This window comes from Streptococcus sp. NCTC 11567 (assembly GCF_902141215.1).
Classification (GTDB): domain Bacteria; phylum Bacillota; class Bacilli; order Lactobacillales; family Streptococcaceae; genus Streptococcus; species Streptococcus dysgalactiae.
This window is the reverse complement of record NZ_LR595857.1, coordinates 961136-972846: the sequence shown is the minus strand read 5'-3', so window position 1 is coordinate 972846 and position 11711 is coordinate 961136. Positions and strand designations below refer to the sequence as shown.

At 38.4% G+C, this 11711-nt stretch carries 13 protein-coding genes; 1 reads left to right on the top strand and 12 read right to left on the bottom strand.

Annotated features, from left to right (window positions below; translation table 11 throughout):
• Positions 1-3 precede the first annotated feature (3 nt).
• The 4 genes from FQT67_RS04990 to FQT67_RS04975 form a co-directional block, all read right to left on the bottom strand.
• A complete protein-coding gene (locus tag FQT67_RS04990; protein WP_012766997.1) occupies positions 4-960 on the bottom strand; it encodes an aromatic acid exporter family protein in 957 nt (318 codons plus the stop codon).
• 10 nt (positions 961-970) lie between these two features.
• Positions 971-1567 (bottom strand): restriction endonuclease subunit S, encoded by a 597-nt coding sequence (locus FQT67_RS04985; protein ID WP_003057769.1) that lies wholly within the window; start codon positions 1565-1567, stop codon positions 971-973.
• Between the two features lie 81 nt (positions 1568-1648).
• Entirely contained in the window at positions 1649-4291 is a 2643-nt protein-coding gene (locus FQT67_RS04980; protein WP_046177291.1) for an FtsX-like permease family protein, read from the bottom strand.
• A gap of 12 nt (positions 4292-4303) precedes the next feature.
• Positions 4304-5005 (bottom strand): ABC transporter ATP-binding protein, encoded by a 702-nt coding sequence (locus FQT67_RS04975; RefSeq protein ID WP_046177287.1) that lies wholly within the window; start codon positions 5003-5005, stop codon positions 4304-4306.
• Positions 5006-5124: 119 nt separating this feature from the next.
• On the opposite strand from FQT67_RS04975, the gene FQT67_RS04970 reads away from it, so the two are divergent.
• Positions 5125-5676 (top strand): TetR/AcrR family transcriptional regulator, encoded by a 552-nt coding sequence (locus tag FQT67_RS04970; RefSeq protein ID WP_003060276.1) that lies wholly within the window; start codon positions 5125-5127, stop codon positions 5674-5676.
• A 116-nt stretch (positions 5677-5792) separates the two neighbouring features.
• Here FQT67_RS04970 and FQT67_RS04965 read toward each other — a convergent pair whose 3' ends face one another.
• The 8 genes from FQT67_RS04965 to pcrA all read right to left on the bottom strand — a co-directional run bounded on the left by FQT67_RS04965 (position 5793) and on the right by pcrA (position 11688).
• Positions 5793-6434: a TrkA C-terminal domain-containing protein gene (locus FQT67_RS04965; RefSeq protein ID WP_003057737.1), complete on the bottom strand. Its 642-nt coding sequence runs from the start codon at positions 6432-6434 to the stop codon at positions 5793-5795.
• Positions 6435-6593: 159 nt separating this feature from the next.
• Entirely contained in the window at positions 6594-7082 is a 489-nt protein-coding gene (locus FQT67_RS04960) for an Asp23/Gls24 family envelope stress response protein (protein WP_003057762.1), read from the bottom strand.
• 27 nt (positions 7083-7109) lie between these two features.
• Positions 7110-7307 (bottom strand): CsbD family protein, encoded by a 198-nt coding sequence (locus tag FQT67_RS04955; protein WP_003050983.1) that lies wholly within the window; start codon positions 7305-7307, stop codon positions 7110-7112.
• Positions 7308-7347: 40 nt separating this feature from the next.
• Positions 7348-7887: an Asp23/Gls24 family envelope stress response protein gene (locus FQT67_RS04950; RefSeq protein ID WP_003057774.1), complete on the bottom strand. Its 540-nt coding sequence runs from the start codon at positions 7885-7887 to the stop codon at positions 7348-7350.
• 23 nt (positions 7888-7910) lie between these two features.
• Positions 7911-8099 (bottom strand): DUF2273 domain-containing protein, encoded by a 189-nt coding sequence (locus tag FQT67_RS04945; RefSeq protein WP_003050987.1) that lies wholly within the window; start codon positions 8097-8099, stop codon positions 7911-7913.
• Positions 8100-8109: 10 nt separating this feature from the next.
• On the bottom strand, positions 8110-8691 hold the full coding sequence (gene amaP, locus FQT67_RS04940; protein ID WP_046177288.1) for an alkaline shock response membrane anchor protein AmaP: 582 nt from the start codon (positions 8689-8691) through the stop codon (positions 8110-8112).
• A 60-nt stretch (positions 8692-8751) separates the two neighbouring features.
• Positions 8752-9000: a GlsB/YeaQ/YmgE family stress response membrane protein gene (locus tag FQT67_RS04935; RefSeq protein ID WP_003050991.1), complete on the bottom strand. Its 249-nt coding sequence runs from the start codon at positions 8998-9000 to the stop codon at positions 8752-8754.
• A 369-nt stretch (positions 9001-9369) separates the two neighbouring features.
• Complete coding sequence (gene pcrA, locus FQT67_RS04930) at positions 9370-11688, bottom strand: DNA helicase PcrA (protein WP_046177289.1); 2319 nt, start codon at positions 11686-11688, stop codon at positions 9370-9372.
• Positions 11689-11711 lie beyond the last annotated feature (23 nt).

Genomic DNA, 11711 nt, shown 5'->3' with positions numbered 1-11711 from the left:
GATTTACTCATTTTGATAATCCTGATAAAACTCTACCTTTAATAATATAAAACGCTCTAAGTCTTGTAAGAGCTGAAATAAAACCGCACGTCGCTCAAATTCCTCCCGAGTTTGAGGAAGATCACCATGACGAAAGGTTTCAAGCAATTGTTCGATGTCATCAATCAAGGTTAAAGCCGGATTTTGTTCGCTTAGCTGACAAGCAGTTTCGTGAAAAAGATGTGACAAAAGAATACTTTCCTTACTTTGTCTCATTAACGTGCTTACGTTGATAGCCATTTGTCCCAATAGTCTATTTTGTTGTCGTCGCATTTCAAAATAATGCACTTGATAGTTTGTTTGATGGAACAGTCTGTTGTGACGCTCACGATAAACTAACTGAAGTGCTTCCTCTAAAGTCTTATCTAGTCCCTTAACCATCACCCCATCATTTTGCCCTTGTCCTTCCAATAAAAACTCTTCAAAACGATACAAGATGGCCTTTAAATCATCCTCAACTATTTGATGGTAACGTCGAATCTCTTTATCCTGAGAACTCATGTAAGTATTGAAAAGTAGGGCAACTCCAGTTCCTATAAAGAAAAGTAAACATTCATTCCATAAGACTGGCAACTGAATACTTTTCTCAGCAATTAAGTGAGTGACTAGAACAGTAATAGGAACCAGTCCTGCTTCAATTCCAAAACGATAGAGTAAGGGGATAGTAACCACTAGATAGAGAGCTAAGGCTAGCGTTGTGTAGCCAAAAAGGCTAAAGCAAATCATCGCAATCCCGAAAGCCAGGAAAAAAGAAAGCAAGCGATTCCTAGCGACTACCAAACTGGACTTACGGGTATCTAAAACACTTAACAAGGCAATGATCCCCGCTGAAATCGCATAATCCAAATGAAGTTGGTAGGCAATTAAAATAGCAACAACGGTAGCCAAGGTCATTTTTAATGTACGTTCAACTGAACCCATGACAAGACTCCTAACCTAATCCTTTTTGGATTTCATTCTGAATATATTCCCATTCCTGTTCTGCTCGCTTGAGTTTACGATGATAATCTGTTAATCCTCTCAAGTAGTGATTAATCAAGTAATCCTGTTTCACTAAGGGAATAACGGGAATTGGAATATCCAACAATTCTTTCGTTGAAAGATTGATCACATCTTTGCCATGGTCCGCTGCGTCCAAGAGTGCTTGACCAATAGGTGAGTCCAAAAAGAACTTGATATAGTAGCCCCTTAATAGTTTTTGAGGACGTAAGACAGTGATATTTGATGACGCCACCACATCTCGATTTTGCTTATGAAAAACACAGACTTTTTTTAGGGTTCCCTTAGAGGCGATTAAGACATCTCCGTCTTCCAAAAGGTAACGCAAGAGCTGCCTACGATCCATCTGGAAAGTTCTTAATTGGTGATATTGAATCCCTAAGGTTCCCATATCCGATAAATTAATCAATCCCACATCACCGGGCTCTGCCTTACTCGACACTGCTTTTCCTTTAAAGCAGTCTACAGCCTCGCCTAATGCTACCTTTTCTTTGCCATTTGTTAAGTAGGCCTCAATGTTATTGTTCATGCTTAGTATCTTTCTATTACAATATAGTATTTAGATACTATCATATTCTATCCTACATTTCAAGAGCTATTTTTTAACCACCTAGTCAATTGATTTTAAAGCTTCTAACATGTCCACCTTCTTAAGATGCTGATGGACCCAAATCCCTAATACTAGCAATAAACTCAAAATAATGACAATAGGAACCAAGTAGACATAGCTATCAACCTTATCACCGAACTGAATATCCCCTGTAGAAATCATTCTCATGATATAGGTATGTAGTGCTTTCCCTAGAAGAATTCCTATCAAAATACCTATCAGCGATAAGGAAATGGTTTCCCGGTAAATGTAGAAGGTCACCTCTTTATCATAAAAACCAAGCACCTTAACGGTTGATAATTCTCTAATACGCTCAGCAATATTAATACTGGTTAAATTGTAAAGAATAACAATAGCTAATAAAACAGACACGATAACCAGGAGAGACATAACCTGGTCCAAAGAAGCAACCATCAGCTGAACTGCTTGGATCTGGTTAGCATTTTGTGACACCACTGTAATGGCTTTTAAGCTCAGCATTTTACTAGCAAGCTGTTTGACCTTCTTGTGGGATGAGTCTTTTAGATTAATAAAATAAGCAGGGCTAGTCTCTAAATTATTAAACTGTTTAGCATAATAAGTATCCGACATGATCAGATAATGCCCAACAGTCATATCAATAACCTGCTTAACCTTAAGCTTTATCTTATCGTTTTCGAGACCATTATCCTGCAGCCACAGCTCATCCCCTGCTTTTACATGGTAATAAGAGGCTAATTTCTCAGAAATCAAGACCCCAGACTTTGGAATAGCAACGGCCTTTTGCTTTTGACTATCTAACAAATTAACATAGGGAGTGAGTGTTTTAGCTGGGGTTGAGAGAATAGAAATCGTTTGCTTATCAGTAATACCTTTTATAGGAAGAGTTAGCTGAGCATAAGAAATCTTTTTTTGTCTTGCTATTTCCTTTCCGGTGAGAACCTTTTGTAAAGAAGCCTCTTCTGCTAGTGTTAACTTGCTTGCACCTACTGCTAAAATATCATAGGTCGTTAATTCTCCAAATTGGTGGTCAATAACCTTTGCTAAAGACGATTGAATGCCTAATCCTGCAAACAGGAGAGCAACCGAGCCTGCAACACCAATAATAGTCATTAGCATCCTTTGTTTATAGCGAAATATATGGCGAATAGTAACTTTATGACTAAACGAGAGACGTTTCCAAATAATAGTGATATGTTCTAACCATATGTTAGCGCCTTTGCTTGGAGGCTTAGGAAGTAACAACTGAGCCGCATTGAGGAATAACTCTTTCTTCACAACAAGGTAAGCTGGTAAGACAGTCGACAAGAGGGCCAGTGAATAGGCTAAGGCGCTATAAGCATCATAAAAATAAAGGTGGGTTTTTCCGATAGTCAGAGGTGCCGTCAAAATGTCTGAAATCAAGGCTGGTAAAACATAGGTCCCTCCAAGAATCCCTAAGCTGGTTCCTAAAAAACTAGCTATTAGACCATAACCTAAAAATTTTAAACTAATCCCCCTATTAGAATAACCGAGAGCCTTTAAAAGACCTGAGGTTGTTCTTTCTTCATCCACATAACGCGTCATGGTCGTAAAGGACACGAGCGCAGCTACTAAATAGAGAACTAAGGGAAAAATATTTCCCACATTTGAAATAGAACTTATGGAAGTCGCATAAGTGCGATAACCTTCTGCTCCTGGTAGTGTTGATCGATTGTAGGTAGTATAATGTGGTCTTTCTAGCTTACTTTGAGACAGTTCAACCTGTCTTAAACGACTTTTTTCCTGTTCCAATACCTTATGAGCTTGTTCTAGTTGGTTCTTAGCTTCTTGCAAAGCACTACCCTCAAGAAAAGCTAATTCCTGTTCTCTAGCCGCTAAGGTTGCTTGCTCAGACTGTAGTTTTGCTTTGCCATTCGTTAAAGCAAGTTTATATTGACCTTGTAGTTCCTCGTAACGGCATTGGCTATTGTCTTGGAGTAGCTGATCCAAGGTCGTCTGGTTTTGAGTTACAGTTTGACGGTATTGTTTAGAAAAGGCGTTCGCAAAACGAAGATTATTAAATCGGAGACGTAGAATATTGGCATCCCCTTTAAAAACGTTGGGTCGACTAAAAGCATAAGCATAGAGGCTACCATCACCTGCCGAAGCCCCCCCTAAATTGCTTTTGGACCAAAGTTCAGAAGAATGGGCAAAGCCGACAACTCGAAACCGCTCTGAAGTCAGTAGCCCTTTACTAGGCGGTGTTACCCTTATCGTGTCTCCTAGCTGATAGCTTTTTTCAAGCGTGGTAGATAAGACAATTTCTGTGTCTTGCTTTGGCCAATGCCCCTCAACCAAAAGTGGTTTTGACAGCTTATTTGGAAGACTGTATAACCTAAGAGCTTGCTGGTTTTTTGTTATATTAAGATCTATGAGGTGACCGTATTCTAAAACCACATCCTTTAGGCTATTCAGTTCTTTGCGATCTTCTTGAGAAAATTGATGAGAAGCTAGGACTGCCATATCCATAACCTGTTGCTTTTCAAGATAATGACTAGCTGTACGTTCCATATCTGGACCTGTAACTTTCAGCCCAACCAGAGCAAAAGACCCTAAAGCCATTAAACACATTAAGGAAAAGAAACGTCCCTTACTCTTTTTAATAGCTCTTATCATATCTTTCCATAAAGTTTTCGTTATCATCATAAAAGCCTCTTAATAATCAATCGTGTCAATGCTAGCAGGTACTTCATTGACAGTGATCTTAGTAACCTGTGCATCATGAAGATGGATTACACGATTAGCAATGGGAGAAATCGCAGCATTATGAGTGACAATAAGAACAGTAGTTCCCTTATTATGTGCCATCTGTTGCAAAAGGTTTAGAATTTGTTTTCCAGTCTGATAATCCAAGGCACCTGTTGGTTCATCACAAAGTAACAACTTAGGATTTTTGGCTAGAGCTCGCGCAATAGAAACGCGCTGCTGCTCTCCTCCTGATAACTGTGCTGGAAAATGATTTAGGCGATGACCAAGTCCAACTTCCTTTAACATCGTTACAGGATCTAAAGCATCCGATACAATATCAACAGCCAACTCTACATTTTCTTTGGCTGTTAAATTAGGGACCAAATTGTAAAATTGAAAAACAAAACCAATATCATTACGGCGATAATCTGTCAAGGCACGAGAGTTATAACTTACAATGTCCTTACCATCGATGAAAACATGACCAGCATCTGCAGTATCCATTCCTCCTAAGATGTTTAACACTGTGGACTTACCTGCACCAGATGCTCCTAGGATGACCACTAATTCCCCTTGGTTAATATCAAAAGAAACGTCACGATTAGCATGTACAAGGGATTCTCCAACCCTATAGGATTTTGACACTTTTTTCATTTCAATGAATGCCATGAGGTTCTCTCCTTTATATGAACATAGTGTTGATTTAAGTACAAACTTATTATATAATGGCCTCAACTATTTAACAAGGACAAATCCTAAGCAACTGTTGATTTAAGGAGCTCTTCTATATGACACAAAGAAAAACTGAAACCAAAACTTATTTAAAAGCTGCACTCACGGCTTTACTAGCTGAAAAACATTTCGAAGACATCACGGTTTCTGACCTTACTCAAAAGGCTGGTATTAACCGTGGCACTTTTTACCTTCATTACAAAGATAAATTTGACATGATGAATCAGTTGAAAAACGAGACCTTAGATGACTTGTATTGTCTGTTAAACCAAACAGCCATTTATACCGATACAAGAGCCGTTCTGATACAGACTTTATCTTACCTTCTCTTGCATCGAGAGTTTGTAACTGCACTAGCAACAACGTCTTATTTAAATTTTCCTCAATTGATTAAAGATTTCTGTTATCAATTTTTGACCACTATCGAGGAGTTCCAGACCATTGTTGTGAATCAATATCATATTCCTTACCCTTATGCCTTAGAAGTTTATTTAGCAAGTATTGAAAGCATTATTACCTACTGGATTAATAACGGCTATCAGGAATCTCCTCAAGATGTTACTGATATTATTCTCAAAACAGTTGCTCTTGATTCACTACCATCCTAAAAAAAGCATCCGAATCTTTTCTTTCCTCATGTATGTGTGACATCACAAGTTTGAGTAAGATAGATGATGCTTTTTTCATGTCTAAAAACCAAAAAAGTTTGAGGATATCCTCAAACTCATAAGCCTTTTCGTAAATTGAAGAAGGTCTTCATTCGTGAAATCACTGACTCATCTCCTACAAAATAAATATGATCCCCTTTTTCGATAACTGAATAAGGGCCAGGTGAAATAACAAAAGTACCATTGTGTTCAATAGCAACAATAGTTGCACCTGTCTGATGCCAAATATTGAGGGCACCAATGGATTTTCCAAAGTGTTCTGAGTCATTGTTACAAATAATCTCATAAGGCGCTAGCGGATACTGCTTACTAATGGATTGACTTTGCATTAAGAAATCATTAACCAAGATAGCCATTTGTTCCATAGCTCTCTCTTGCTCACGAATAGTGTCTCGAATCTTCTCTTTGATCATAGCGATGGAATGTGTTGACTCATACTGATTAATAAAATCAATAGCTTTTTCTTTTGATAAGACAATAGCTCCACTCCCATGCTTTAAGGTAAGAATCTTTAAGTCTGCTAAGATATTTAGCCCTTTGCGAGCCGTTTCCGGAGATACATTAAAAGTCGATGCTATTGTCGTTCTTGACTTTAATTTTTCTCCTACTTCATATTCTCCATTTGCGATACGTTCAGCTACTGAAATAGCAATTTTTTGATACTTTGAGCTTTTTATCTCCTTTTTACGGTTTGGCATCGTTATACTCCTTAACTTAACATTCTTTCATGTTCCTATTAATTAAAACACATTTCTCCTTATAAAACAATCATCATTTTACTATCGTGACAAAAAGAGCTGGTCGATAACCAGCCCCATAACGTCAACACTTAGCAATTTTACTATGCAAGTTTTTACTTATTTAGCTGCTTCATCACTATTAACAGTATTAGAAACAGTATCTTTTAGTTTCCCAGCTTGTTCTGATACAAATTGTGAGGTCGACGAAGCGGCACTAGTCACACGATCTTGAACGGTAACACTAGCTTCCTCATGCTCAGCTTTGGTACGAATATCAACAACATTCACATTTACTTCAATAACCTTAAGATGTGTCATGCTAGCTACGTTTTGGGCAACAATAGCTTTGATAGATTCAACAATAGCTGGGATGTCTTTGCCATATTCTACGACAATGGCGAGATCTACGGCAACTTCCTTAGTTCCAACCTCAACCGAAACACCGTCTGTAACAGAATCAGAATTCACCAAATTATTTTTGATATTTGAGAAAAATCCACCTGTCACAGCCAGCAAACCGCCGACATTTTCTAAGGCATGGCCGACAATTTTTTCAATCACTTTGTCGTCATAGGTAAGTGTACTTTTAATCTGATTTGTTTCCATCGTGTCTCCTTTATTGTTATTTGTTGTCTATTTGTTATCGTCTAAGCCCTTCTTGAGCCCTTTCAAGGAATCTTTGGCATCTGCCGCGACTTCTTTCACTTTTCCAGCTACCTGGTCAACCTTGCCCTCGGTCTCCAAAGATTTATCTCCAGAAACTTTACCAAGACCTTCTTTTAGTTTACCACCAGCTTGGTCCAATTTTGCATTCCATTTTTCATCTGACATAGCAAATCCTCCTTCAAAGTATTTCGTTCAAGTATTACTATTACTGAACACGTGGTTCAGCTTGTTGATCTTGAAGTTTTTCAACTCCTGCCCCAACTGATGTTTTCACATTTTCAACTTGGTGACTTGTAAATTCAGAGGTTGAACGTGCCATATCAGTCACTTTATCCTGTAAACTTACTTTTTCAGCATCAAATTGTGCTTTTGTTTTAATATCAACTACCTTGACGTTAACTTCAATAACGTCCAAATCTGTCATTTTCTTAACTTCTTTTTCAACGATAGATTTAATAGCGTCATAAATAGTTGGAACATGTTTTTGGTACTCTGCCACAATATCCAAATCAACGGCAACTTGTTTTTTACCAACTTCAACATTCACGCCGTCACGAACAGATTCTGTATTAACCAATTTATCTTTTAAATTAGCTAAGAAGCCACCGTTAACACCTAGTAAACCATCAACGTTTTCAAGAGCCAAACCGACAATTTTTTCAATTACTTTGTCTTCATAAGTCAATTCACCACGAATAGACGGTGCTAAATCTTTAGTTGTATTCTTAATATATGTTTCAGTCATGATATATCTCCTTTGTTGATTATTTACTTACGACCAAGAAATTGATCGATGATTCCCGTTTTCTTGGCATACAGGCCGCCATATACTCCTAAGAGAATAAAAATGATTGCTAGCAGTGTTTTAAATAGGCCAAAAGACATGAGCAATATGGCAATGATTAACCCTACCAGCCCCCCAATAATGGGATACTTGAATCTTTCATAAAATTCCATCAGACATCTCCTATTCTACACGTTTCCTTGCAACACGCTTGCGGTCAGAATCAGCAATTTCTTTCACATAAACCTTGAAATTGACCGAGCGATCAAGTCCAAAGAATTCTTTCAAACCTGTCTCAATACCTTCTTTAATCCCGTTAACTTGGTCAGTTACGCCTACTCGTGACGCTAATTGCCCGCTAACATCAATTTTAAATTTACGCTTATAGAGTTTAGCATTAACGTTAGGATTAGGCATGAGCCCCGCTACTTTAATAGCAGTTGCAACATAATTTTCAATAGCAGATTTTTTCAACAAGAGTTTTCCATTCTTGTTACGCAATTGAATTTCAGTATAAGTACGAGGGTAAAAAATAACGGCTAAAAGGATGATTAAGACGAGCACAAACATCACAATCGCCGCCCAGAAATAATAATAGTATAAAGCTGGATCTAGGAAATTGGGAAGTCTATCAATGTCCCAACTTAACCAGCGATAGCTATAAGGTAAGCTAACATAATCTCCGGTCGTCCCTATTACCCATCCGAGGATGGATAATAGGACGAGGCCGATGAGACTATATGTTATTTTTAAAAATTTTGACATACGAACCTCTTTCCTACTTAATCGACTTTATTGTCATTATTTACAAGTAAAGTAGAGGAACTAGTTGTTAGTTTTACTTAGTACAAAAGAAGTGATAATCACGACGATAACTGCACCAATGATAGATGGAATCAAAGCCATACCAGCTAATGAAGGTCCCCATGTACCAAGTAGGGCTTGACCAACGTAAGAACCAATTAAACCAGCTGCAATGTTAGCAATCCAGCCCATTGATCCACCTCTTTTAGTAAGAGCTCCAGCAATAACACCAATAAGTGCACCAACGAGTAATGTCCAAATAAGTCCCATAATAATTCTCCTTTTCAGATACTCCCGTATCTATTGTCCAATGAAACATGACCGTAATCATGCTTCGAGTGATTGTCAACAATAATCACTTTTCAAGTGACTATATAAACCAAATTATGAAGTGTTAGTTCTTTTATTCGTCAGAATAAAGATACTTATAAAACAAATACAAATCCTTTATAACATAGTTTTTGTAAAGTGACCACTCGTTATTTAATTTATATTGTTATTATACACCTTTAGATGTGAAATGCAACTGATATGCTCCTGAAACTTAAATTTTTTTTAACTTTTATTTGAGAACGTCTCTTATAAAGAAAATAAAAAAACAAGCTCCCTACGCACTTATATAGTAGGAAACTCATTTTCTTATTTTTTCTCAATAGGAGCAACACTTGCTAGTAATTTCTTTAACCCAACTTCTGGGAATTTGATTTTCAATTCCATCGTTTTTCCAGATCCTGAAACCTCCAGCACAGTCCCATCTCCCCATTTTTTATGGTGAGCGATATCGCCTATCTGCCAAGTGACCTCTTCTAAAGAGCGATTAGAACCAAACGGTAAACCTGAGGTAGTTGAAGCTGATGATATCGTACGCGCCTGCGTTGGCTGTGGTGATTGTCTTACTTGAGCCTGAGCCTTTCGAGCTTGCAGGGCTTCTGATAGACTCATCCCCTGTCCAAACTGTGTGTGTTTGTCAGTAGAGAAACGCACGCCAAATGAAGATTGTGCTGGTCTTGCCAATCCTTGATAAGAGAGTAATTCTTCTGAAATTTCGTTTAAGAACCGTGTTGGACGGTTATAACTACTTTTACCAAAGAGAGTTCTGGTATTTGCATTAGTCATAATGAGAACTTCTTCTGCCCTTGTTATCCCCACATAGGCCAAGCGTCTTTCTTCCTCTAATTCATCAGGATCTTCCGAAGCCCGTGATAAGGGGAAGACACCTTCTTCCATACCAATTAAGAAAACAACAGGGAACTCCAAACCTTTGGCAGCATGTAGGGTCATTAAGGTTACTTCAGCAGCTTCTGTTTGGGAATCATCTGTATCAGCAATCAGTGCTAAATCATTTAAAAAACGTCCCAAGCAATCAACACCGGTTTCGTCTTCTTCTTGAGAGGCACTTGACTCGTCAAAATTTTTGGTAACAGATAAGAATTCTTCGATATTTTCGATACGGGCTTGGCTTTCCAATGTATTTTGCAGGCGTAAGCTATCTAAATAGCCTGTTTTTTCTAACAAAGCTTCTGCTAAGTCGGTGATACTCATCTGATCTAGGTCTTGACGTAGCTGACCGAGAATATTGGCCAAGTCCATGATAGCTTGTGCTGCTTTACCTTTCAAGGGGGACATCAATAGATTTGAAGCTGCTTCTAATAAAGACTGGTCACTCTCATAGGCAAACTGACGCAGTTTATCAAGCGTTCCTGGACCAACACCTCGTTTAGGCTCATTCACAATCCGCTCAAAGGAAATATTATCAGCTGGGTTAGCGACAATCGTTAAGTAGGCAATTAAGTCGCGAATTTCTTTACGGCTATAGAACTTAGTTCCGCCAACCATGGTGTAAGGAATGTTGGATTTTAAGAGCGCTTCTTCAATCGTACGGGATTGGGCATTGGTACGATATAAAACAGCGAAATCTTTGAAATTTTTCCCGATTTCATGAGCCATGTTGCTAATGGTAGAAGCGACAAATACTGCCTCATCTCGCTCATCATTTGCCCTATAATAAACCAGTTGTTCCCCGTCTGCATTTTGTGTCCAAAGTTTCTTAGGACGGCGATTACGGTTATTGTTAATCACGTCGTTAGCTGCTTGCAGAATTTTCTTGGTAGAGCGATAGTTTTCTTCTAAAAGCACTACCTTAGCATCTGGGTAATCTTTTTCAAAATCAAGAATATTTTGCATGTCAGCTCCCCGCCAACCATAGATAGACTGATCAGCATCTCCAACAACGCAAATGTTTTTAAAGCGAGAGGCTAGCAACTTGACTAATTGATATTGGGCATGGTTGGTATCTTGATACTCGTCCACGTGAATGTATTGGTAGCGCTGCTGGTAATAAGCTAATACGTCAGGATTACTATCAAAAAGGCGTAGAGTCATCATGATTAAATCATCAAAGTCCAATGCTTCACTACGACGTAATTCTTCCTGATAAGCTTTGTAACATCTCGCTACTATTTGACTATACATATCAGCAGCCTGCGCCTCGTATCCCTTCTCATCAAGTAAATCATTTTTAGCATTTGAAATAGTTCCTAAAATAGAACGTTCATTCCACTTTTTAGGGTCCAGATTAAGTTGCTTCAAAATGCGTTTCATCAAGGTTCGTTGCTCACCTGGATCCACGATTGTGAAGTTTCGATTGTAACCAATATGATCAGCCTCACGACGCAGAATTCTCACACACATGGAGTGGAAAGTTGCAATCAACGTATCCTTAGTAGCTGGATTTAAAGCCAAGGCCCTTTCTTTCATTTCGCGCGCAGCTTTATTGGTAAAGGTTATGGCTAATATATTCCATGGGTTCACGAATTTTTCATCAATGAGGTAAGCCATTCTGTGGGTTAAAACCCGTGTCTTACCGGATCCCGCTCCTGCCATAATGAGTAAAGGACCTTCGGTCGTTTGAACCGCCTGAGCCTGTCGATCATTCATTCCATTTAATAAAGGATTCATGTTTTCTCCTCAATTTTTCCTTA

Excerpts from the sequence above, each read along its gene's own strand:
- FQT67_RS04955 (WP_003050983.1), bottom strand. The coding sequence starts at position 7,307 with ATGTCAGATGAAAAATGGAATGCAAAATTGGACCAAGCTGGTGGTAAA.
- FQT67_RS04945 (WP_003050987.1), bottom strand. The coding sequence starts at position 8,099 with ATGGAATTTTATGAAAGATTCAAGTATCCCATTATTGGGGGGCTGGTA.
- FQT67_RS04985 (WP_003057769.1), bottom strand. The coding sequence starts at position 1,567 with ATGAACAATAACATTGAGGCCTACTTAACAAATGGCAAAGAAAAGGTA.
- FQT67_RS04970 (WP_003060276.1), top strand. The coding sequence starts at position 5,125 with ATGACACAAAGAAAAACTGAAACCAAAACTTATTTAAAAGCTGCACTC.
- FQT67_RS04975 (WP_046177287.1), bottom strand. The coding sequence starts at position 5,005 with ATGGCATTCATTGAAATGAAAAAAGTGTCAAAATCCTATAGGGTTGGA.
- FQT67_RS04990 (WP_012766997.1), bottom strand. The coding sequence starts at position 960 with ATGGGTTCAGTTGAACGTACATTAAAAATGACCTTGGCTACCGTTGTT.
- FQT67_RS04965 (WP_003057737.1), bottom strand. The coding sequence starts at position 6,434 with ATGCCAAACCGTAAAAAGGAGATAAAAAGCTCAAAGTATCAAAAAATT.
- FQT67_RS04950 (WP_003057774.1), bottom strand. The coding sequence starts at position 7,887 with ATGACTGAAACATATATTAAGAATACAACTAAAGATTTAGCACCGTCT.
- amaP (WP_046177288.1), bottom strand. The coding sequence starts at position 8,691 with ATGTCAAAATTTTTAAAAATAACATATAGTCTCATCGGCCTCGTCCTA.
- FQT67_RS04960 (WP_003057762.1), bottom strand. The coding sequence starts at position 7,082 with ATGGAAACAAATCAGATTAAAAGTACACTTACCTATGACGACAAAGTG.
- FQT67_RS04935 (WP_003050991.1), bottom strand. The coding sequence starts at position 9,000 with ATGGGACTTATTTGGACATTACTCGTTGGTGCACTTATTGGTGTTATT.
- FQT67_RS04980 (WP_046177291.1), bottom strand. The coding sequence starts at position 4,291 with ATGATAACGAAAACTTTATGGAAAGATATGATAAGAGCTATTAAAAAG.
- pcrA (WP_046177289.1), bottom strand. The coding sequence starts at position 11,688 with ATGAATCCTTTATTAAATGGAATGAATGATCGACAGGCTCAGGCGGTT.